Origin of the sequence: Methylobacterium ajmalii, from assembly GCF_016613415.1 — a bacterium.
Classification (GTDB): domain Bacteria; phylum Pseudomonadota; class Alphaproteobacteria; order Rhizobiales; family Beijerinckiaceae; genus Methylobacterium; species Methylobacterium ajmalii.
This window is the reverse complement of sequence record NZ_JACWCT010000087.1, coordinates 66,101-88,825: the sequence shown is the minus strand read 5'-3', so window position 1 is coordinate 88,825 and position 22,725 is coordinate 66,101. Positions and strand designations below refer to the sequence as shown.

Below are 22,725 nucleotides of genomic sequence, written 5' to 3'. Positions count from 1 at the left end.
CCAGCACCTTGGTGATCGCCGCGGTCAGCGAGGTCTTGCCATGGTCAACGTGACCGATGGTGCCGATGTTGCAGTGCGGCTTCGTCCGCGAAAACTTTTCCTTGGCCATCGCCAATACTCCGTCGATCGAATGCGTGCGTAATAGTCTGGATCGGTGCCCACCTGGGCGGGCACCGGAGGCTGAGAGCCGGCCCGGACCCGGGCCATCTCATCAAGCGTCGTTTCGCCTTAGGCGTACTTGGCAACCACCTTCTCGGCCTCGCCGCGCGGGACCTCTTCGTAGTGGTCGAACTGCATCGTGAAGTTCGCGCGGCCCTGGGTGAAGGAGCGCAGCTGGTTCACGTAGCCGAACATGTTGGCGAGCGGCACCATCGCGTTGATGACGTTCGCATTGCCCCGCATGTCCTGGCCCTGGATCTGGCCGCGGCGGGAGTTCAGGTCGCCGATGACCGAACCGGTGTAGTCCTCCGGGGTCACGACCTCGACCTTCATCACCGGCTCGAGCAGGACCGAGCCGCCCTTCTGCAGCGCCTCGCGGAGCGCGGCCCGCGACGCGATCTCGAAGGCCAACGCCGAGGAGTCGACCTCGTGGTAGGCGCCGTCGACCAGCTCCACCTTGATGTCAACCACCGGGAAGCCCGCCAGGATACCGGCGGTCAGCACGCTGTTGAGGCCCTTCTCGACGCCCGGGATGTACTCCTTGGGCACCGAGCCGCCGACGATCTTCGACTCGAACGCGTAGCCGGCGCCCGGCTCGTTCGGCTCGACCACGAACTTCACCCGCGCGAACTGGCCGGTACCACCGGTCTGCTTCTTGTGGGTGTAGTCGATCTCGGTGCGCTTGGTCAGCTTCTCCCGGTACGCGACCTGCGGCTGGCCGATATTGGCCTCGACCTTATAGGTGCGCTTCAGGATGTCGACCTTGATGTCCAGGTGGAGCTCGCCCATCCCCTTGAGGATGGTCTGGCCGGACTCCTGGTCCGTGGAGACCCGGAAGGACGGATCCTCGGCGGCGAGCTTCGAGAGCGCGATGCCGAGCTTCTCCTGGTCCGCCTTGGACTTGGGCTCGACGGCGATCTCGATGACCGGCTCCGGGAACTCCATCTTCTCGAGGATCACGGCCTTGACCGGATCGCACAGCGTGTCGCCGGTGCGGGTGTCCTTGAGACCCGCGAGCGCCACGATGTCACCGGCGAACGCCTCCTTGATGTCCTCGCGGTTGTTCGCGTGCATCAGGAGCATGCGGCCGACCCGCTCCTTCTTGTCGCGGGTCGAGTTGATGACGTTCGCGCCCGAATCGACCTTGCCCGAGTACACGCGGCAGAACGTGATCGTGCCGACGTGGGGATCGTCCATGATCTTGAAGGCGAGCATGGAGAAGGGATCGGAGTCCAGCGGACGCCGGATCGTCTCTTCCTCGGTCTTGTAGTCGATGCCCTTGATCTCGCCGCGATCGGCGGGAGACGGCAGGTAGTCGACGACGCCGTCGAGCAGGGGCTGCACGCCCTTGTTCTTGAACGCCGAGCCGCACAGCACCGGGTGGAAAGCGCGACGCTGCACCGCCGTGCGCACCAGCTTGCGCATGGCATCCTCGTCCGGCTCGGTGCCGTCGAGGTAGGCCGCCATGGCGTCGTCGTCCATCTCGACGCAGGCCTCGACCAGCTTGGTGCGGTACTCCGCAGCCTGGTCGGCGAGGTCGGCCGGGATCTCCTCCTCGGAGTAGTTGGCGCCGAGCGCCTCACCCGACCACACGATCGCCTTCATCTTGATCAGGTCGATCACGCCCTTGAAGGAGCTCTCGGAACCGATCGGCAGCTGCAGGCAGACCGGCTTGCCGGCCACGCGGTCGATGATGTCGGCGACACACTTGAAGAAGTCGGCGCCGATCTTGTCCATCTTGTTGACGAACACGATGCGCGGAACGTCGTACTTGTCGGCCTGGCGCCACACCGTCTCGGTCTGCGGCTCGACGCCCTGGTTGCCGTCGAGCACGCACACGGCGCCGTCGAGCACGCGGAGCGAACGCTCGACCTCGATGGTGAAGTCGACGTGGCCGGGGGTGTCGATGATGTTCAGGCGCTTGTCGCGCCAGAAGCAGGTGGTCGCAGCCGAGGTGATCGTGATGCCACGCTCCTGCTCCTGCTCCATCCAGTCCATGGTGGCGGCGCCCTCATGGACCTCGCCGATCTTATGGGACTTGCCGGTGTAGTAGAGGATCCGCTCGGTCGTCGTGGTCTTGCCGGCATCGATGTGGGCCATGATGCCGAAGTTGCGGTAGTCCTCGATCGCGTGCGTGCGGGGCATCGGGGGGCTCCTGAAGGTAGGGGCCGCCGCACCAGGAGGGCGGCGGCGAAGCGGCTTTTACCAGCGGTAGTGCGAGAACGCGCGGTTGGCCTCGGCCATCCGGTGGGTGTCCTCGCGCTTCTTCACGGCGTTGCCGCGGTTGTTGGCAGCGTCGAGCAGCTCGGCCGACAGGCGCTCGACCATGGTGCGGTCGTTGCGCGAGCGGGCGGCCTGGATCAGCCAGCGGATCGCCAGCGCCTGGCGGCGCTCGGTGCGGACCTCGACCGGGACCTGGTAGGTCGCGCCGCCGACGCGGCGGGAGCGGACCTCGATCGCCGGGGCGACGTTCTCGAGAGCGGCGCGGAACACCTCGATCGGGTTCGCCTTGGCGCGGGCCTCGATGATGTCGAACGCGCCGTACACGATGGTCTCGGCGACCGACTTCTTGCCCTCGTACATCACCGAGTTCATGAACTTGGTGAGGACGATGTCGCCGTACTTGGCGTCGGGGATGATCTCGCGCTTCTCAGCGCTGTGGCGGCGGGACATCGCTCGCTCCGTCTTAACGTCTAAAAATTAACTGTTGTGCCCCGCGCAGGCCGCCTCAGCATGTTGCCGGCGACATCCTTGCAGGACAGGCGATAGAGTACCGGTCCGTATCTCGACTGACGTCGGACAGGCTTACTTCGGGCGCTTGGCGCCGTACTTCGAGCGACGCTGCTTGCGGTTCTTGACGCCCTGGGTGTCGAGCACGCCGCGCAGGATGTGGTAGCGCACGCCCGGAAGATCCTTCACGCGGCCGCCGCGGATCATCACCACGGAGTGCTCCTGAAGGTTGTGGCCCTCGCCCGGGATGTAGCCGATGACCTCGAAGCCGTTGGTCAGGCGGACCTTGGCGACCTTACGCAGCGCCGAGTTCGGCTTCTTCGGGGTCGTGGTGTAGACGCGGGTGCAGACGCCACGCTTCTGCGGGCAGGCATCGAGAGCCGGCACCTTGTTGCGGGCCTTCTGCGCCTTCCGCGGATTGGCGATCAGCTGGTTGATCGTCGGCATGCCATTCCTCTCGCAACGCGTCGCCGTCCTGGCGACCGTCGTTTCGCAAATCTCGTCTGAACGACCGTCGCCCCGGGATGGAGCGCAACGCAATTCGCGCCCCAGGCTGAAACCAGCCTTTGGCGCGCCATGCGAGCAGAGGACCACCGAGGGACGAGCCCCAGCGATCATGCCGGTCTGACACGTGTCAGTCGCTTGAAGTTCGGTCGCGTTTAGGAGACTTGGATCGAGGCACGAGGGGCACGTCGATCAGCTGTCGCCTACGGCCAGCCGTTCAGTAGGAGGGCCTATTACGGGCTGGGGGCCGGGGCGTCAAGCAGAAACTTTCCTTTAAAGCTTGGCTGCTTACACGAAAAGGCCGGCGCCCCTCGCGGGGCGCCGGCCTCTGTTTGGAACGTGCGGCGGGCACGATGCCCGCCGGAAGCCCCCTGCCCTACTCGGCTGCCGGAAGCCGCTCGGCGACCGCGGCGCCGCTCTCCGCCGACTTCTGGGCCATGATCAGGCCGTCGCGGCGACGCGCGATCGACTTGATGTCGGCGATCATCGCGCCGGTGCCCGCCGGGATCAGCGAGCCGACGATGACGTTCTCCTTCAGGCCCTCGAGGTTGTCGACCTTGCCGTTGACCGCCGCTTCGGTGAGGACGCGGGTGGTCTCCTGGAACGAGGCCGCCGAGATGAACGAGCGGGTCTGCAGCGACGCCTTGGTGATGCCGAGCAGGACCGGGACGCCCTGGATCGGCTTCTTGCCCTCGGCGAGCAGCTTCTCGTTGAACTCGGCCAGCTCCATCCGGTCGATCTGGTCGCCCGTCAGGATCTCGGAATCGCCGCCGTCGGTGATCTCCACCTTCTGCAGCATCTGCCGGACGATGACCTCGATGTGCTTGTCGTTGATCGACACGCCCTGGAGCCGGTAGACCTCCTGGATCTCGTTGACGAGGTAGGCGGCGAGCTCCTCCACGCCCTTGATCGCCAGGATGTCGTGCGGCGCCGGGTTGCCGTCGACGATGAAGTCGCCGAGCTCGACCACGTCGCCGTCCTGCAGGTGGATGTGCTTGCCCTTCGGGATCAGGTACTCCACCGGCTCGGAGCCGTCGTGCGGGGTCAGGCTCAGGCGGCGCTTGTTCTTGTAGTCGCGCCCGAACGAGATCGTGCCGGACTTCTCGGCGATGATCGCCGCGTCCTTCGGCCGGCGCGCCTCGAACAGCTCCGCCACCCGCGGCAGACCGCCGGTGATGTCGCGGGTCTTGGCGCTGTCGGTCGAGACGCGGGCGAGGATGTCGCCGGCCTTAACCCGGGTGCCCGGGTCGACGCCGATGATCGCCTCCACCGGCAGGATCGAGCGGGCATCCGAGCCGCGCGGCAGCTTCTGCACCCGGCCGTTCTGGTCGTGGACCGCGATCGCCGGACGCAGGTCCGCCGTCCGCGCCGAGCCGCGCCAGTCGATGACGACGCGCTTGGCGATGCCGGTCGACTCGTCGGTCGTCTCGGTGATCGACTGGCCGTCGATCAGGTCCTCGTAGGCCACGATGCCGTCGATCTCGGTCAGGATCGGCCGGGTGTAGGGATCCCACTCGGCGATGCGCTGGCCGCGCTTGATCGCGTCGCCCTCGTCGACCCGGACGCGAGCGCCGTATTGCAGGCGGTGGACCGCCCGCTCGGTGCCGTCCGGCCCGACGATCACCACCGCGACGTTGCGGCCGATCGCGACGAGATCGCCGTCCGAGTTGCGGGCGAGACCCCGGTTGCGGATCCGGACCGTGCCCTCGAAGCTCGACTCGATGAAGGACGAGTCGGCGATCTGGGCCGCGCCGCCGATGTGGAAGGTGCGCATCGTGAGCTGGGTGCCCGGCTCGCCGATCGACTGCGCCGCGATGACGCCGACGGCCTCGCCCATGTTGACGGGCGTGCCGCGGGCGAGATCGCGCCCGTAGCAGGTGGCGCAGACGCCGTTCCGGGTCGCGCAGACCAGGACCGAGCGGATCTTCACCTCCTGGATGCCGGCCTTGGTGATCGGCTCGAGGTGCTTCTCCTCGATCGTCTCACCCTTGGCGACGATGATCGAGCCGTCGTTGGCGACCAGGTCCTCGGCCGTCGCACGGCCGAGGATGCGGGTCGCCAGCGAGGCCACGACCTGGCCGGCATCGATGATCGCACGCATCCGGATGCCGTTCTCGGTGCCGCAATCCACCTCACGGATCACCGCGTCCTGTGCCACGTCGACGAGGCGGCGGGTCAGGTAGCCGGAGTTGGCGGTCTTGAGCGCAGTATCGGCGAGGCCCTTGCGGGCGCCGTGGGTCGAGTTGAAGTACTCGAGAACGTCGAGGCCTTCCTTGAAGTTCGAGATGATCGGGGTCTCGATGATCTCGCCCGACGGCTTGGCCATCAGCCCGCGCATCGCCGCGAGCTGCTTCATCTGCGCCGGCGAGCCACGGGCGCCCGAGTGGCTCATCATGTAGATCGAGTTGACCTGCTTGTCGGCGCCGTGCTCGTCCTTCTGCACGGACGAGATGCGGTTCATCATCTCGCCGGCGAGACGGTCGGAGCACTTGGCCCAGGCGTCCACGACCTTGTTGTACTTCTCGCCCTGGGTGATCAGGCCGTCCTGGTACTGCTGCTCGTAGTCCTTCACGAGCGTGCGGGTCTCGTCGACGATCGACCACTTGTTGTCCGGCACCACCATGTCGTCCTTGCCGAACGAGATGCCGGCGCGGAAGGCGTGGATGAAGCCGAGACCCATGATGCGATCGCAGAAGATCACCGACTCCTTCTGACCGCAATGGCGGTAGACGGTGTCGATCATCGCCGAGATCTCCTTCTTCGTCATCAGCTTGTTGACGACGTCGAAGGGAACGCGCTTGTGGCGCGGCAGCACGCTCGACAGGATCACGCGGCCCGGGGTGGTGTCGTAGATCCGCGAGACCTCGTTGCCCTCGGAATCCAGGCCCCTCCAGCGCCACTTGATCTTGGTGTGCAGGGTCACGGTGCGAGCCGCGAGCGCATGCTCGAGCTCGCCGAAATCGCCGAACACGCCCCGCATCGGGTTCTTGGGATCGTTCGGCTTGTGCTCACCCGGAGAGCCGTCGGCGACGATCGACAGGTAGTACAGGCCGAGCACGATGTCCTGCGACGGCACGATGATCGGCGCGCCGTTGGCCGGGTGCAGGATGTTGTTCGTCGACATCATGAGGACGCGCGCTTCCAGCTGCGCCTCAAGCGACAGCGGGACGTGCACGGCCATCTGGTCGCCGTCGAAGTCGGCGTTGAACGCGGCGCAGACCAGCGGGTGCAGCTGGATCGCCTTGCCCTCGATCAGCTTCGGCTCGAAGGCCTGGATGCCGAGCCGGTGCAGCGTCGGCGCCCGGTTCAGCATCACGGGATGCTCGCGGATCACCTCGTCCAGGATGTCCCAGACCTCCGGCTTCTCCTTCTCGACGAGCTTCTTCGCTTGCTTCACCGTCGCCGAGAAGCCCTTGGCGTCGAGGCGCGCGTAGATGAACGGCTTGAACAGCTCGAGCGCCATCTTCTTGGGCAGCCCGCACTGGTGCAGCTTCAGCTCCGGGCCCACCACGATGACCGAGCGGCCGGAATAGTCCACGCGCTTGCCGAGCAGGTTCTGGCGGAACCGACCCTGCTTGCCCTTCAGCATGTCGGCGAGCGACTTCAGCGGGCGCTTGTTGGCGCCGGTGATGACGCGGCCGCGACGGCCGTTGTCGAACAGCGCGTCGACCGCCTCCTGCAGCATCCGCTTCTCGTTGCGGATGATGATGTCCGGCGCGCGCAGCTCGATCAGCCGCTTGAGGCGGTTGTTGCGGTTGATGACGCGGCGGTAGAGGTCGTTGAGGTCCGAGGTCGCGAAGCGGCCGCCGTCCAGCGGCACGAGCGGGCGCAGGTCCGGCGGGATCACCGGGACGACGGTCAGGATCATCCACTCGGGCCGGTTGCCCGACATCTGGAACGCCTCGATGATCTTGAGGCGCTTCAGGAGCTTCTTGGGCTTCAGCTCGGAGGTGGTGGTGGCGATCTCCTCGCGCAGGTCGGCCGCGATCTTGTCGAGGTCGAGCTCCTGCAGGATGCGCCGGATCGCCTCCGCGCCGATCATGGCGGTGAAGCTGTCCTCGCCGTACTCCTCCTGCGCGCGCAGGTACTCCTCCTCCGAGAGGAGCTGACGCTCCTTCAGGGGGGTGAGGCCCGGCTCGATGGTGACGTAGGACTCGAAGTACAGGATGCGCTCGAGGTCCTTGAGCGCCATGTCGAGAAGCAGGCCGATGCGGCTCGGCAGCGACTTCAGGAACCAGATGTGGGCGACGGGCGCGGCGAGCTCGATATGGCCCATGCGGTCGCGGCGCACGCGCGCGAGGGTGACCTCGACGCCGCACTTCTCGCAGATCACGCCCTTGTACTTCATACGCTTGTACTTGCCGCACAAGCACTCGTAGTCCTTGATCGGCCCGAAGATCCGGGCACAGAACAAGCCGTCGCGCTCGGGCTTGAACGTGCGGTAGTTGATGGTCTCGGGCTTCTTGATCTCGCCGTAGGACCAGGACAGGATCTTCTCAGGCGACGAGATCGAGATCTTGATCTGGTCGAAGCTCTGAGGCTGAGCCTGCTGGTTGAAAAGATTCATGACCTCTTGGTTCATGATCTGCTCCTTGGCTGACGGGGCGCCGCGAAGGGCCGAGCCGGGGCCGCCGTCTGAGGGAAACGGGTTTCGGCGGCCGGGGCCCTCGTGAAGAGGACCCCGCCGCCGTCTTTAGTCGGTCGTGTCGGGGCAGGCCTACTCGGCCGCCTCCGGGGGCGCCTCGAGCTGGTCGTTCGCCGCGCGCTTGGAGGACAGGAGCTCGACGTTGAGGCCGAGCGACCGCATCTCCTTCACCAGCACGTTGAAGCTCTCGGGGATGCCCGCCTCGAAGGTGTCGTCGCCGCGCACGATGGCCTCGTAGACCTTCGTGCGGCCGGCGACGTCGTCGGACTTCACCGTCAGCATCTCCTGCAGCGTATAGGCGGCGCCGTAGGCTTCGAGGGCCCACACCTCCATCTCGCCGAAGCGCTGGCCGCCGAACTGCGCCTTGCCGCCCAGCGGCTGCTGGGTGACGAGCGAGTACGGGCCGATCGAGCGCGCGTGGATCTTGTCGTCCACCAGGTGGTGCAGCTTCAGCATGTAGATGTAGCCGACCGTGACCTTGCGGTCGAAGGGCTCGCCGGTGCGCCCGTCGTAGAGCGTCGACTGGCCCGACCGGTCGAGGCCGGCCATCTCCAGCATCGTCTCGATGTCGGCTTCCTTGGCGCCGTTGAACACCGGGGTGGCCATCGGGACGCCGCGGCGCAGGTTATTGCCGACCTCGGCGAGGTCCTGGTCGGTCAGGCCGGCCAGTTCCGATTCGCTGTAGATCGCCTTCATCCGCTCGCGCAGAGGCTCGATGTCGTGGGTGCGCAGGTACGCGTCCACGGCCTGCGAGACCTGCCGGCCGAGGCCCGCGGCGGCCCAGCCCAGATGCGTTTCGAGGATCTGGCCGACGTTCATCCGGCTCGGCACGCCGAGCGGGTTGAGCACGATGTCGGCGTGGGTGCCGTCCTCCAGGAACGGCATGTCCTCGATCGGCACGATGCGCGAGACGACGCCCTTGTTGCCGTGCCGGCCCGCCATCTTGTCGCCGGGCTGGATCTTGCGCTTCACCGCCACGAAGACCTTGACCATCTTCATGACGCCGGGGGGCAGCTCGTCGCCGCGCTGCAGCTTCTCGACCTTGTCGAGGAAGCGCTGCTCGAGGCGCTTCTTCGACTCGTCGTACTGCTTCTGCATCGCCTCCATCTCGGTCATGAGACGGTCTTCGACGACGGCGAACTGCCACCACTGCGACCGGGGGTACTCGGTCAAGAGCTCGCGGGTGAGCGTGGTCTCCTTCTTGAAGCCCTTCGGCCCCGCCACCGGCGACTGGCCGACCAGCAGGTCGCCGAGGCGCGCGTAGGTGTTGCGGTCGAGGATCGCCTGCTCGTCGTCGCGGTCCTTGGCGAGACGCTCGATCTCCTCGCGCTCGATGGCCTGGGCGCGCTCGTCCTTGTCGACGCCGTGGCGGTTGAACACCCGGACCTCGACGATCGTGCCGGTGACGCCCGGCGGCACCCGCAGCGAGGTGTCGCGCACGTCCGAGGCCTTCTCGCCGAAGATGGCGCGGAGGAGCTTCTCCTCCGGCGTCATCGGGCTCTCGCCCTTCGGGGTGATCTTGCCGACCAGGATGTCGCCGGCGTGGACCTCGGCGCCGATATAGACGATGCCGGCCTCGTCGAGGTTCTTGAGCGCCTCCTCCGAGACGTTCGGGATGTCGCGGGTGATTTCCTCCGGACCCAGCTTGGTGTCGCGGGCCATCACCTCGAACTCCTCGATGTGGATCGAGGTGAACACGTCATCCTTCACGATCCGCTCGGAGAGCAGGATCGAGTCCTCGAAGTTGTAGCCGTTCCACGGCATGAACGCGACGAGCACGTTCCGGCCGAGCGCCAGCTCGCCGAACTCGGTCGAGGGACCGTCGGCGATGATGTCGCCCTTCTTCACCACGTCGCCGACGCGCACGAGCGGCTTCTGGGTGATGCAGGTCGACTGGTTGGAGCGCTGGAACTTCTGCAGGCGGTAGATGTCGACGCCGGGCTTCGAGGCGTCGGCCTCGTCGGTGGCGCGGATGACGATACGGGTCGCATCGACCTGGTCGATGATGCCCGCGCGCCGGGCGCCGATGGCGGCACCCGAATCGCGCGCCACCACGGCCTCCATGCCGGTGCCGACGAAGGGCGCGTCGGCGCGGACCAGCGGCACCGCCTGGCGCTGCATGTTCGAGCCCATCAGCGCGCGGTTGGCGTCGTCGTTCTCGAGGAACGGGATCAGCGCAGCGGCGACCGACACGAGCTGCTTGGGCGACACGTCCATCAGGTCGACGCGCTCGGGGCCGACGACGATGACCTCGCCCGCCCGGCGGCAGACCACGAGGTCCTCCGTGAGCTTGCGGTTCTCGTCCATCACCGCGTTCGCCTGGGCGACGTGGTACTTCGCCTCCTCCATGGCGGACAGGTAGGCGACCTCGTCGGTGACCACGCCGTCGCGCACGCGGCGGAACGGGGTCTCGATGAAGCCGTACTTGTTCACCCGGGCGAAGGTCGCGAGCGAGTTGATCAGGCCGATGTTCGGGCCTTCCGGCGTCTCGATCGGGCAGATGCGGCCGTAATGGGTCGGGTGCACGTCGCGCACCTCGAAGCCGGCGCGCTCGCGGGTCAGACCGCCCGGGCCGAGCGCCGACAGGCGGCGCTTGTGCGTCACCTCGGAGAGCGGGTTGGTCTGGTCCATGAACTGCGACAGCTGCGACGAGCCGAAGAACTCGCGCACCGCGGCCGCGGCGGGCTTCGCGTTGATCAGGTCCTGCGGCATCACGGTGTCGATGTCGACCGACGACATCCGCTCCTTGATGGCGCGCTCCATGCGCAGGAGGCCCAGGCGGTACTGGTTCTCCATCAGCTCGCCGACCGAGCGCACCCGGCGGTTGCCGAGGTGGTCGATGTCGTCGATCTCGCCCTTGCCATCGCGCAGGTCGACGAGCGCCTTGACGACCGCCAGCATGTCCTCGCGCCGCAGCGTCCGCACGGTGTCGGCCGCGTCGAGGTCGAGACGCATGTTCATCTTCACGCGGCCGACGGCCGAGAGGTCGTAGCGCTCCGCGTCGAAGAACAGCGAGTGGAACATCGCCTCGGCGGTGTCGAGGGTCGGCGGCTCGCCCGGGCGCATCACCCGGTAGATGTCGAACAGCGCGCCCTCGCGGGCCGAGTTCTTGTCGACCGCGAGCGTGTTGCGGATGTAGGGACCGATGTTGACGTGGTCGATGTCGAGGACCGGGATCTCCTCGATACCGACGTCGGTCAGGCCCTTGAGGACCTTCTCGCTGATCTCGTCGCCGGCCTCGGCGTAGATTTCGCCGGTCTTGTAGTTGACCATGTCCTCGGCGATGTACTGGCCGATCAGGTCCTCGTCGGTGGCGCGCAGCGCCTTCACGCCCTTCTCGGCGATCTGGCGGGCGGCCCGCGCGGTCAGCTTCTTGCCGGCCTCGAGCACCACCTCGCCCGACTCGGCGTCGATGAGGTCGGTGGTGGCCTTGAAGCCCTTCAGCCGCTCGGCGTCGTAGGGCACGCGCCAGTCGTGGCCGTCGCGCACATAGGCGACGCGGTTGTAGAAGGTCGAGAGGATCTCCTCGCCGTCGAGGCCGAGCGCGAAGAGCAGCGAGGTGACCGGGATCTTGCGCTTGCGGTCGATGCGCGCGTGCACGATGTCCTTGGCGTCGAACTCGACGTCGAGCCAGGAGCCGCGATACGGGATGATGCGCGCCGCGAACAGGAGCTTGCCCGAGGAATGGGTCTTGCCCTTGTCGTGGTCGAAGAACACGCCCGGCGAGCGGTGCATCTGCGAGACGATGACGCGCTCGGTCCCGTTGACGATGAAGGTGCCGTTCTCCGTCATCAGGGGCATGTCGCCCATGTAGACGTCCTGCTCCTTGATGTCCTTGACCGACTTGGCGCCGGTATCGGGATCGACATCGAACACGATCAGCCGCAGCGTCACCTTGAGCGGCGCGGCGAAGGTGATGCCGCGCTGGCGGCATTCGTCGACGTCGTACTTCGGCTGCTCGAACGTGTACTTCACGAATTCGAGGAGCGCGGTCGAGGAGAAGTCGGAGATCGGGAAGACGGACTTGAAGACCGATTGCAGGCCCTCGTCGCCGCGCCCACCCTCGGGCTCGTCCACCATCAGGAACTGGTCGTATGACGCCTTCTGGACCTCGATGAGGTTCGGCATCTCGGCGACTTCCCGAATCTTGCCGAAGAACTTGCGAATGCGCTTGCGACCGACCAGCGTGTTGGCCATGGGTTGACCTCGCTCCTCATCCACCGCTTATACGGCCCCGGTGGGACGCCGGCCGAATCGGACCCGCATCAAACCTGCCGTGACCGCGCGGGCCGCCCGTGATCGGCCGCCCGCATCCCTTGAAACCTATATGGTGATCCGTGCCCCGGATCCCGAGGGGGTGCGCTTAAAGCGACCATAGCCCGCGAGCGCGAGGCCCGCGGGCTGGTGGCCCCGGACCGGCCGAGGCCGGTACCGGAGCGCGGGGCGGGCCGGAAGGCCCGCCACCGTCTTACTTGAGCTCGACCTTGGCGCCGGCCTTCTCGAGCTGGGCCTTGAGCTTGGCGGCGTCGTCCTTGGACACGCCCTCCTTGACCGGCTTCGGAGCGCCCTCGACCAGGTCCTTGGCCTCCTTGAGGCCGAGACCGGTGATCGCGCGGACCTCCTTGATGACCTCGATCTTCTTGTCGCCGGCCGAGGCCAGGACAACGGTGAACTCGGTCTGCTCCTCGACGGGGGCGGCAGCGGCGCCACCGGCCGGGCCGGCGGCGACGGCGACGGCGGCAGCCGCCGAGACGCCCCACTTCTCCTCGAGCATCTTCGCGAGCTCGGCAGCCTCGAGAACGGTCAGCGAGGACAGGTCGTCGACGAGCTTGGCAAGATCAGCCATTTTTCACTTCCTGATGTTGTCGGTTTGAACGGTTTCGACTCGAACAGCCCGTTAGGCCGCTTCGTCGGCCTGGGCGTCGCCGGTCTTGGCATAGGCCCCGAACACGCGCGCGAGCTTGGCGGCCGGCGCGTTGACGACCTGGGCGATCTTCGTCGCGGGAGCCTGGACAAGGCCCACGAGCTTGGCGCGCAGCTCATCGAGGGACGGCAGCGAGGCCAGGGCCTTCACGCCGTCCGGGTTCAGGGCGGTCGTCCCCATGGCTCCGCCGAGGATCACCAACTTGTCGTTGGCCTTGGCGAAGTCCACCGCCACCTTGGCGGCCGCGACCGGATCGCTCGAATAGGCGAGCAGGGTCGGGCCCTTCAGGAGGGGCTGGATGGAGGCGACGTCCGTGCCTTCGAGAGCGATGTTGGCGAGGCGGTTCTTCGCGACCTTCACGGTGGCGCCGGCCTGCTTCATCTGCGAGCGCAGCTTCTGCATGTCGGCGACCGTGAGGCCCTTGTAGTGGGCCACGACGACGACGGAGGTGTTGGTGAACACCCCGTTGAGCGTCGAGACGAGATCAGCTTTTGCTGCTCTGTCCACCTTGGCTCTCTCCGGTTGGCGGAACCCGGATGGGCCCCGCCGGTTGCAGTTGCCGCCCAGGATGAGCCGGGGCCTTGCGAGAAGACCGCGACGTCCTGAACGACGCTTTCACGGCCCTGCCCCCGATACGAAGAACCTCGCGGCCCCGCGCCTCGGGTGAGATTGGTTCAAACCGACGCCCCGCCGGCCCGGATGGGCTGTGGGGCGGTGAAATTCGGTCTTCCCCGTCTGTGCAGGCGGCTATTAAGCCGGCGAACCGGCGCCTGCAGTCTCGGACAGGACATGGCCGGACGGGGCGCAAGGGGTTTCCCCCTCAGCCCTTCCGGCCACTTCGGCCACCCGGTCGCCCGGGAGCCTCTCTCAAGGACGGGCCGTTCGGCCCAATCCTTTCGAACTTGGAAACGTGGAGCCGGGTCTATAGCGGCGTGCAATCCGCCTGCCAAGACCCCGGGACGGGAAAATCAGGCCCTCGCGGGAGGAAATTCGGTCGCAGGGGAGTGCCCCGGGTCCGCGTTCCTACTTCGCCTTCAGGAAGTCGCCCACCTCCAGCAGCACGAACTCGTTGTCGTCGACCTGGTGCGGGTCGCGGCTGGCCGAGAACGGCAGGTTGTTGTCGTTGCCGACGACGATGTGGGTGTCGTCGACCCGGTCGACGTTCTCGATGGTCCAGAACGGGAAGGCGAGCGCCCCGTCGGTCAGGGGCTTGCGCGCCTTCTTGCCGGGGTCGGCGATGCGCATCAGGTCGATCGAGCCGATCTTGCGCACCGGGCCGCCCTGGTTGGCGTCGGTCATCTCGATCTTGAACACGCGCTTGAACCTGGCCGGGACCGAGAAGCAGTCCGGCCCCTTCTGGCCGGCCGGGCAGGCCTTGTCGGCGGTGCCCTCGCCGTCGTCGCGCTCGATCACGAGGCCGGTCGTGGCGTCGATCAGGTTGAAGTCCCCGATGGCGTGGCCGTTCGCATCCAGCGGATAGAGCCAGGAGCGGCCGGTCCAGGCCCGGGCACCGGTGTCGAATTCGAGGATGCGCAGCACCTCCTTGCCGTCGCGGGTCTCGAACGCCTTGGCGTCGGCGTCCCAGAGCGGGCCCTCCAGCAGCGCGTAGAGCCGGCTGCCGTCCGGCGAGGCCGCCATGCCCTCGAAGCCCTTGGAGCGGCGGGCATTGAACGCGACCGCGCCGCCCGGCATCGCCGGGGTGGTGACCGCCGGGTTGTCGGGGGAACGCACCGGCTTGCCCGAGGCCGTTGTCTCGATCACCGCCTGCACCTTGCCGCTGCGGTCGACCTCGATCAGGAACGGGCCGAATTCCTCGCCGATCCAGATCCGGTCGCCGACGAACTGGAAGCTCTCGGGGTCGAAGTCGCTGCCGGTGAGGTAGCGGCTCTCGCTCGCCTCGTTGGCGATGCGGAACGGCACCTTCCGGTCGGGATCGCGCAGGTAGATCGTCTCCAGGCGCTCGACGCCGCCCTTGTCGAAGTCGATCCGGTAGCGGTTGAGGTACAGCATCGCGTCGGGCGAGTTCGCCTTGGTGCCGAAGCCGTTGTCGGTCAGCACCCAGTAGGTGCCGTCCGGCATGTGCTTGATGCCGGAATGGCCCTGGAGCGGCTGGCCGCGCAGGGGCAGCTTCATGCTGGTCGTCCGCCCCATCGACTGCGCCTCGACCGTGCCGACCGCCTCGACCCGGCGCCCGGTGGTGAACTTGCCCGGCGTGGCGAGGTCCCTGGGCGCGTCCGCCGGCAGGGGCGCGACGCCGTCGGCCGGCAGCACCGCGTGGCCGGCGAGCGTCGCCGGGAAGGTCGGGACGGCTTGAGCCTGCGCGGGCTGCGCTTGCGGCGCCTGACCCTGCGGGGCCTGCGCCAGGGCGGCGGTGGCGACCGACATCAGCAGCGTGAGGGCGAGAACGGAACGGCGCGGCATGGAAAATCCTCGGGCGGCTTTTGAGCGCGCCCGTTCCTTGCGGATCTCCCATGTCAGCCAGGTGACGACAGGTACTCCGGTGCGATCCGGGTGCGCGGCCTCAGCCGTGATGCGGCTCGCCCGGGGCCGGCATCCGCTTCGCGCCGCGGTCGAGGGCGGAGCGGATGCGGTCGGCGAGCTCGGCCTTGCGGTAGGGCTTGCCGAGCACGTCCATGGTCGGGGTCGCGGGCCCCTGCGCCACCAGGTCCTCGTTGTAGCCGGTGGTGAGCAGCACCGGCAGGTCCGGCCGCAGGCGCCCGGCCCGCTCGGCCAGCACCAGGCCGTTGACGCTGCCCGGCATCACGATGTCGGAGAACAGGAGGTCGATGCGCGCCTCGCGACCCAGGATCTCGAGCGCCTCCTCGCCGTCGCGGGCGGTGAGCACGCCGTAGCCGAGGCTCTCCAGGTATTCGCGGGCGAGCGCCCGCACGTCGTCGCTGTCCTCGACCACCAGGACGGTCTCGTCGCCGCGCCGCAGCACCGCCTTCGGCTCGACGGGCTCCTCCTCGGTCGAGGCGTCGTGGCCGGCGGGAAACAGCATCGTGATGGTGGTGCCGCCCTCGGCCTCGGCGGACCGCGGCCGGGTCTCGATCTCCAGCCGGCCCCGCGACTGCTGCACGAAGCCGTGCGCCATGGCGAGGCCGAGGCCGGTGCCCTTGCCCGGGCCCTTGGTCGAGAAGAACGGCTCGGTCGCCCGCTCGGCGACCCCGGGCGGCATCCCCTCCCCTTCGTCGCGGACCCGGAGCGCGACGTAGTCGCCGGGCGGCAGGGCGCGGGCCTTGCCGTTGCCGTTGAGGTGGACGGGCGCGGTCGAGATCGTCACCGTGCCGCCCGCCGGCATCGCGTCGCGGGCGTTGATGAGCACGTTGAGGAGCGCCATCTCGAGATTGGTGCGGTCGAGGGTGACGGCGGGCAGCCGCGGCGTCAGGTCGAGGCGCACCGAGACGTTGCGGCCGAGCGTGCTCTCCGCCACCTCGGCGAAGGCCAGCACCAGGGCGTTGAGGTTGAGCGGGCGCGGCTCGAGCCGCGCCTTGCGGGCGAAGGACAGGAGCTGCTTCGTCAGCTTCGCGCCGCGCTCGGCGGCGCCGGCCGCGTTGGCGAGCTGGCGCTGCGCCCGCTCGCTCGTGACCGAGCCCCGGGCCAGTTCGAGGTTGCCGGTGACGACCTGCAGCAGGTTGTTGAAGTCGTGGGCGAGGCCGGCGGTGAGCTGGCCGATCGCCTCCATCTTCTGCGCCTGACGATACGCCTGCTCGGAGACCCGGCGCCGGGTCACGTCGAGCTGCGAGGCGAAGAAGTAGACGATCTCCCCGGCCTCGTCGAAGACCGGGCCGATGAAGATGCCGTTCCAGAACGGCGAGCCGTCGCGCTTGTAGTTGAGGATCTCGGTGGCGATCGCCCGGCGCTCGGCGACCGCCTGGCGCAGCTCGGCCACGGTCTCGCGGCTGGTCTCCGGCCCCTGCAGGAAGCGGCAGTTGCGGCCGATCAGCTCGGCTTGCGTGTAGCCGGTGAGGTCCTGGAACGCCCGGTTGGCGAACGCGATCGGGTTGTCGGGCTGCCGGGGATCGGTCAGGATCATCGGCATCCGGGTCATCTCGATCGCGGCGAAGAACACGCTGCCGCGGTCGTCGAGACCGGGCTCGCGGATCGTCGCCGATTTCAGATGCGCCAGGGACGGCGCCTCGGCGGAGTGGCTCTCGCCCGGCTCCGCCATCCCGGCCTGCATCGGCCCGGCCCGATCGTCCTCGCTCACGCCATCCCGCCGGTATCGACCGTCCCTGTGAGCCGCGACAATGGGGGGCGAGACCAGATCGTGCAAGGTTTTCCTGCCCGCGCCCGTTGCGCCCTCCCCGCCTCGCTCCTCCCGCGGGCCGCCCGGGACGGGCCGCACCCCGGAACCGAGCCGGCTTCAAGAAACTCGGCCGGGCCGCACGAACGGCCTTGCGGCCCCCGGGGCCCCTCGCTATAAGCCCCCTCGTCGGCCGGCGGCCGGCCGTTCGGAGTGTAGCGCAGTCTGGTAGCGCACCACGTTCGGGACGTGGGGGTCGCAGGTTCAAATCCTGCCACTCCGACCAGCGCTCTCGCGAGCCTGAGTCTTCCCGAGACCGCAGACATCTGAACAAGATGCTGTGACGATATGATACCCGTGCCTTCGGGCGCGTCGGAGTGTAGCGCAGTCTGGTAGCGCACCACGTTCGGGACGTGGGGGTCGCAGGTTCAAATCCTGCCACTCCGACCATTTCTCCCTAGGGGGAATGCGTCTTCCCGAGAACCAGCCTGGGGCCCGGCCACAGGTTCGGCCACAGGTTCGTGCAAAAATCGGCCTCGAAGGCCCGGCCACATGTTTCGGCCACATGTTCGATCCCGTCAGGCCGCCTTCTTCTTGCGCTTGCCGCCGAGGGCCGCCCGCGCCCCTTCCATGTGGCTCGACGAGTGGTGCCCGTACCGGCGCTCGATCATCTCGACCGTCATGCCCACGTACCCGGCCAACTCCCAGATATCGACGCCGGCCTGCATCCCCCACGTGACCGCCGTGTGCCGGAGCGAGTGCCGAACGACGTCGTCGCCGAAGCCCAGGTCGTGGCACAGGTTCGCGAAGCTCCGCTTCGTCGATCCGACCGGCTTGCCGTTCCACTCGACGACATGCTGCTGCCCCAGGACGTGGTGCCACCGCCACAGGTGGTTCACCAGGTTGTCGGGCATCCGGACCGTCGGCGCGCGCTTGTTCTCGGCCTCCTTTCGGCCGATGGCCTTGCGGTGGAAGATCGCGACCCGCTTGATCACCGGGATCCGGACCTTGCGCTCGTAGACCTGGCCGTCGACGGTCACGCTCTCGATGTGGTCCTCCATCGACGTCTCGGTCGTGAGCTCCATCCAGGGCTTGCCCTCGACCTTCACGAAGCTCGCGTTGCAGATCGGCCCGGACCGGGTTCCCGTGCGCAGGGCCACGAGGATGAACCTGGCGAGGTGACGCCCGACCCAGCGGCCGACGACCCGCTCCCCCTTCCGGGGTCCCGAGTGGACGGTCTGGACCTCGCGCCGGCGCCACGCGCCGAACAGGAGCCGGGCCGCCTCGGCCTTGGTCAGCCAGCGATCGCGCTCCTCGCCCTTCGGCGGCAGCGTGACGCGCACCGTGTCACGCGTCAGGCCGTCCGCGATCGCCAGGTTGATGGCCGCCCTGAGATCTTCGAGCTCGCGCCTGGCCCCGCCCTCGCTCACGACCCGCGCCTTCGCGGGCTTGGAATGCCCGCGGCGGAGAGGCTTGCCGTCGCCGGTGCGCGGCTCCCCGTTGCGATCGAGCCCGGCCCGGCCGTGAGCCTTCCAAGGGGTCCCGACGCGGGAGGCCGTGTAGGCGGCGCATGTCGTGCTGTCGACCTCGTCGAGCGTCCTCGTGCCCCACCACGTCAGCAGGATCTCTACGCGCTGCGCGAGCTCGTTGTGACGGGCGACGCCGCCCTTCGTCTCGCCGGTCGCCTCGTCCAGGCGCCCCTTCTTGGCGGCGAGGTACCGGTCCAGGACCTCGGCCACGAGGACATCGTAGGCGGGTCGGTTCTTGCGAGGACCGCCGTTCTCGTCCGGCGCGATGACGGACAGGTTGGCCGTGTGTTCGTCTAGTTGCTTGAGCGCTTCGCGTTCCGCGTCCTTGCCAGCACCGCAGCCAGTGCTGCGGACTTGCTTGCCACGGTGGACGATCCACCAGACGCCGCCCCTCTCGATGCCGTCGGATCCGGGGCGGCCGGGTCGCCACCAGAGATAGGGCATTCCCCGTCCGGTCTTGCCGAGGGCCTTGGGCTTGGTGGATCCGCGGGAGAGGCGCGGTCGCTTGGGCTTCGGGGGGTGGGCGTCGTCCGGCATCTCTCTCTCCATTCGGCGACCAACCGCTTCGTCACGAACATCAGCCTGCCGTGCCGCTCGACGACGAGCTCGCCGCGCTCGATGGCGCCCCTGAGCGCGGCCGCGGTCCAGAGCGGCGCGCGCCCAAACACGGGGTCGGGCTGGCAGAGCTCCGGCAGCCACACCGCGGTCTCAAGGTCCAGGGGCGCGTCCTCGTGCGCGGCTTCCGCAGCGGCGGGACGGCCCTCGAACACGGTGCCGACGACGAGTTCGAAATGAGGTTTCGCAGGGTCAGTCATCCGGCCAGACTCCCCCGAAAACGTGGCCCGCGAAAGGACTGCGCAGGTTCACGGTTAATGGTCATGGCCCCCGCGGTCCCACGTCCAGGCGTGCCGCCCAGGGATCCGGAAACCACGGTGCGAGGACGCCCTTGCTCCCGGCGCGCCGATCGGCGAGGCTGCCTGCGACCTCGGGAGAGCCCGCTTTCATGCAGCCCCTACGCACGAGCAAACGCCTGGCCTGACAGCCAGCCACCCGCCGCCGGGGATCCCGGCCGGCAAGCGTTCTCCTGCGACTGGGGGCCTCCCCGATGGCGACATTTTTCACGGCGGACACGCACTTCGGGCACCAGGGCATGATGAGCGAGCGTATGGGCCGCCCCCGCCCGTTCGCGTCGGTCGAGGCGCACGACGAGTTCCTGATCTCGATGTGGAACAACCGCGTCAGGCAGAGCGACCGCGTCTTCCACCTGGGCGATTTCGCCTACGGGTGCTCGCTGGCGCACGCGCGGGCGATCTTCGGCCGACTGAACGGGCACAAGACGCTGTTGCGTGGCAATCATGAGCAGCGCGGGGAGAAGCTGTCCTGGGAGGGTGGGATTCGTGACGTCTTGAGGATCTCGATCCAAGATCGCGGAATGCCCAATCCTGTCGATTTGTGGCTCTCTCACTACTGCCATTTAGCATGGCCGGAGAGCCACCGTGGCCGCATCCACTTGTACGGACACAGCCACGGCGCGATCCCGCCGACGGCCCGGGCCTGCGACGCCGGCGTCGATGCTTGGGCGTTCCGGCCGGTGACCCTGCAGGAAGTCCAGGAGCTGCTCGCCGACGTCGCCGCGCGGGAAGCCGGGGGGCCTGCGATCGCCGCCCTCGCGGAGGCGGCCTAAGCGCTGGCCGCGGCCTCCCTCGCCCTGCGGAGCTCTCGGCGCTTCAGCGCGAGGGGCGACAGCGGGGCGATCACGCCGGCGAAATAGCGCATGAGGACATCCTCGGTGCGCTCTCCAGGGCGAGGCGTCGTCGCGGGCGGGAGTGCCGCGTCCAGGAGAGCAAGGAGGCCCGGCTCCGGAGCGGCGGGCGGTGCCGTCTTCGGCCTCGGGCGCGTCAGCCGAGGCAGGATCCGGGGCGTGTGGAACGGCGCGTCGACCGCCGCGGCGAGCCAGGCCTTCTGTGCCGCGAGGTCGTTGGCGCGGATCGAGGGGCGTTTCATTTGACCTGGCTCCTCACCAGCCTCTCGACGAGCTCCTGGCTGATCGGCACGTAGATCCGTCCGCCGCCAAGCTCGGCGCACTGATACACCTGCGGTATCTCGTGCCCGTGGGCGACGTCGCGGACGAGACCGCCCTCGCGGTCGGCCGCCCCACGCAGGGGAAGGCGGCTCACAGCGGCCCTGACGGGTCCTCGCATCGGGCGCTCCTTAGAAAGGGATCTCGTCGTCGACGGGTTCGGGACGCTTCATCCCAGGCATCCAGCGAGGCGGGGGATTTGGGTTCTTCCGGCAGTAGCGGAGCCCAATCGGTTCTCCGGTCGTCGGGCAGTGGCTGAAGGTCGCGAAATCGCACTCCGGGGAGGTCTCGTCCTCGCCCGCATCGTGAAATGCTTTGCATCCCCAGCACACGTGTCCGAGCGGCCGGTCTCTGTTCGCTACCATCACGCCCTCCCTGCAGCGTAGGAGGCCTCGGCCGCGTCGGCACGCACCCAAGAGATCGCATCAAGCGGATCGAGGCCCGTGCGCCGGGCGAGCTCGACCGCGAGGACGAGGTCCTCGGCGCAGAGGCGCCCACGGAACGTCGGGTAGCCTGGGCGGGGGACCGCCGGCAGCGAGTGGACGCGCTCCTCGCTCATGTCCGGGGCGTGCGAATCGGGGGAAGCCCCCCCGTCGACGACCGGGGGCGCGGAGGCGAATGGGACCACGTTCGTCTGGGGCTGGGACGAGGCCGCGGCGCGTTTGACACCGCCCCGCGGCCTCGTCAGACCCAGGCGCCGGAGGTGGCTATAGACCGCGCTCTCTCCGACGCCCCACCGCTCGGCGAGGTCAGCGGCTCGTGGCGTCGCCGCACGGTCGCGCCGGATTTGGTCGTCGTCGGGGACGCGGCGCTCGGCGCCCCCAATCGTGGATGTCTGGCTCATTGGATTTGGCTCCTCGACAGGGGGCGGGACTGCGACGCGGGCGGCGGAGAGCCCGGGGAACACGCGCTCGATGGCGACGGGGTCGCACTCGCCCAAGGCGGCGGCGAGCTCCGGGGATGGATCCGGCATGCGGTACCGTCCGACGCGGGGCTGCTCCGGCACGAGCGCGAGGGCGAGTTCCAGGACCTGGCCAACGGCGAGCTCGTGCGCCCGGGCGGCTTCGATCGCCTCGGCGGCGCCGGGTTCACCGCGCTCCGCGGCGCGCGACAAGGCGACGACCCTCCCGCGCTCGGCGTAGTCTGCGCGGGGCACGTCGAGGATGCCGCGCAGCTGTTCGACGTAGATGAGCGACGACGGCCCCATGCCGCCCGCCCGCTCACCGGCGGCGCGCGAGCCGAGGATGTAGGCGGCCTCGATGGCGACGGCTTCCTGCAGGGGGGTCGTCGCCCTCTGGCGTGAAGCGCCCGAGGGCTTGCCTAGGATCGCGCGCCCCATCCTTCCGAGCCCGCAGATCGTCCTGCGATCGAGCCAGTGCCAGCGCCGCTCGGCGGTCTCCAGCCCGTGGCTCTCGACGAGCCTCGCGACCGCCTGCGGCGTTGGGGTGGCGTAGACGAGCCGGTCGATGCTCGCGAAGCTCTGCCGAGTGCTCACGACTGAGCCTCCACGACGTTCTCCTCGACGACAAGGCCGAGGGCCGCGAGCACCGCCGGCCCGGGCAGCCGCCGCTCGCAGAGACAATCCCAGACGTATTGTCTCGTCAGTCCGTGCGCGCGCCCCCAAGCGGCGACAGAACCGGCCTCCGCCACCGCCACTCGCAGGCGATTGAGCACGAGCTTTCTACTACGCACATCGCGCACTGGCACGGTCGTTCTCCTCGTCGGATTTGAATTCGACTGATATGATCGTCAGCGCGCCCGCTGACATCAAGAGGAAATCGCTATTGGGACTGCCCAAATGTTAGACCAACAAACGCTCACCACAGCTGTGGTGAGCGTTTGTGGTGAATGTCGTCATTTTTGTTGGTCAAACATCCGCCCTGGAATTCGGCGGGTCGGAGTGCTTGA

General features: G+C 68.1%; 15 protein-coding genes and 2 tRNA genes. 3 read left to right on the top strand and 14 right to left on the bottom strand.

Going from position 1 to position 22,725, the window contains the following annotated elements; all coding sequences use genetic code 11:
- From HPY23_RS16715 to HPY23_RS16670, 10 genes are all read right to left on the bottom strand, one after another.
- Positions 1 to 109: GTP-binding protein (locus HPY23_RS16715; RefSeq protein WP_236012443.1), on the bottom strand; the 109-nt coding region annotated here is incomplete at its 3' end.
- A gap of 119 nt (positions 110 to 228) precedes the next feature.
- Positions 229 to 2,304: an elongation factor G gene (gene fusA, locus HPY23_RS16710; RefSeq protein WP_060849028.1), complete on the bottom strand. Its 2,076-nt coding sequence runs from the start codon at positions 2,302 to 2,304 to the stop codon at positions 229 to 231.
- 57 nt (positions 2,305 to 2,361) lie between these two features.
- Positions 2,362 to 2,832, bottom strand: a complete 471-nt coding sequence (gene rpsG, locus HPY23_RS16705) for a 30S ribosomal protein S7 (RefSeq protein ID WP_060849029.1) — start codon at positions 2,830 to 2,832, stop codon at positions 2,362 to 2,364.
- A gap of 132 nt (positions 2,833 to 2,964) precedes the next feature.
- Positions 2,965 to 3,336, bottom strand: coding sequence for a 30S ribosomal protein S12 (rpsL, locus tag HPY23_RS16700; RefSeq protein WP_048429408.1), 372 nt, complete (start codon positions 3,334 to 3,336; stop codon positions 2,965 to 2,967).
- A gap of 433 nt (positions 3,337 to 3,769) precedes the next feature.
- Complete coding sequence (rpoC, locus tag HPY23_RS16695) at positions 3,770 to 7,975, bottom strand: DNA-directed RNA polymerase subunit beta' (protein ID WP_060849030.1); 4,206 nt, start codon at positions 7,973 to 7,975, stop codon at positions 3,770 to 3,772.
- 135 nt (positions 7,976 to 8,110) lie between these two features.
- Entirely contained in the window at positions 8,111 to 12,235 is a 4,125-nt protein-coding gene (rpoB, locus tag HPY23_RS16690) for a DNA-directed RNA polymerase subunit beta (protein WP_060849031.1), read from the bottom strand.
- A 271-nt stretch (positions 12,236 to 12,506) separates the two neighbouring features.
- Positions 12,507 to 12,884, bottom strand: a complete 378-nt coding sequence (gene rplL / locus HPY23_RS16685; protein WP_060849032.1) for a 50S ribosomal protein L7/L12 — start codon at positions 12,882 to 12,884, stop codon at positions 12,507 to 12,509.
- Positions 12,885 to 12,935: 51 nt separating this feature from the next.
- A complete protein-coding gene (gene rplJ / locus HPY23_RS16680; protein WP_091752944.1) occupies positions 12,936 to 13,469 on the bottom strand; it encodes a 50S ribosomal protein L10 in 534 nt (177 codons plus the stop codon).
- Between the two features lie 516 nt (positions 13,470 to 13,985).
- Positions 13,986 to 15,383 carry an esterase-like activity of phytase family protein gene (locus tag HPY23_RS16675; RefSeq protein WP_091885105.1) on the bottom strand — a complete coding sequence of 466 codons (1,398 nt, stop codon included), beginning with the start codon at positions 15,381 to 15,383 and terminating at the stop codon, positions 13,986 to 13,988.
- A gap of 100 nt (positions 15,384 to 15,483) precedes the next feature.
- Positions 15,484 to 17,172 carry a histidine kinase famiy protein gene (locus HPY23_RS16670; RefSeq protein WP_244537548.1) on the bottom strand — a complete coding sequence of 563 codons (1,689 nt, stop codon included), beginning with the start codon at positions 17,170 to 17,172 and terminating at the stop codon, positions 15,484 to 15,486.
- A 245-nt stretch (positions 17,173 to 17,417) separates the two neighbouring features.
- On the opposite strand from HPY23_RS16670, the gene HPY23_RS16665 reads away from it, so the two are divergent.
- Together HPY23_RS16665 and HPY23_RS16660 are read left to right on the top strand one after the other, a co-directional pair.
- A tRNA-Pro gene (locus HPY23_RS16665) sits at positions 17,418 to 17,494 on the top strand.
- 87 nt (positions 17,495 to 17,581) lie between these two features.
- Positions 17,582 to 17,658: transfer RNA gene (locus HPY23_RS16660), tRNA-Pro, on the top strand.
- A 128-nt stretch (positions 17,659 to 17,786) separates the two neighbouring features.
- On the opposite strand, the gene HPY23_RS16655 is transcribed toward HPY23_RS16660, so the two are convergent.
- Positions 17,787 to 19,274 (bottom strand): site-specific integrase, encoded by a 1,488-nt coding sequence (locus HPY23_RS16655; RefSeq protein WP_200601431.1) that lies wholly within the window; start codon positions 19,272 to 19,274, stop codon positions 17,787 to 17,789.
- A gap of 568 nt (positions 19,275 to 19,842) precedes the next feature.
- Between HPY23_RS16655 and HPY23_RS16650 the strand changes: the two genes are divergently transcribed.
- Positions 19,843 to 20,421, top strand: coding sequence for a metallophosphoesterase (locus HPY23_RS16650; protein WP_200601432.1), 579 nt, complete (start codon positions 19,843 to 19,845; stop codon positions 20,419 to 20,421).
- Here HPY23_RS16650 and HPY23_RS16645 read toward each other — a convergent pair.
- From HPY23_RS16645 to HPY23_RS16635, 3 genes are all read right to left on the bottom strand, one after another.
- Positions 20,418 to 20,741: a hypothetical protein gene (locus HPY23_RS16645; protein ID WP_200601433.1), complete on the bottom strand. Its 324-nt coding sequence runs from the start codon at positions 20,739 to 20,741 to the stop codon at positions 20,418 to 20,420. The genes HPY23_RS16650 and HPY23_RS16645 overlap by 4 nt on opposite strands.
- Before the next feature lie 440 nt (positions 20,742 to 21,181).
- On the bottom strand, positions 21,182 to 22,312 hold the full coding sequence (locus tag HPY23_RS16640; protein ID WP_200601434.1) for a hypothetical protein: 1,131 nt from the start codon (positions 22,310 to 22,312) through the stop codon (positions 21,182 to 21,184).
- Entirely contained in the window at positions 22,309 to 22,524 is a 216-nt protein-coding gene (locus tag HPY23_RS16635; protein ID WP_200601435.1) for a hypothetical protein, read from the bottom strand. Before HPY23_RS16635 ends, HPY23_RS16640 begins: the two co-directional genes overlap by 4 nt.
- Positions 22,525 to 22,725: the final 201 nt, after the last annotated feature.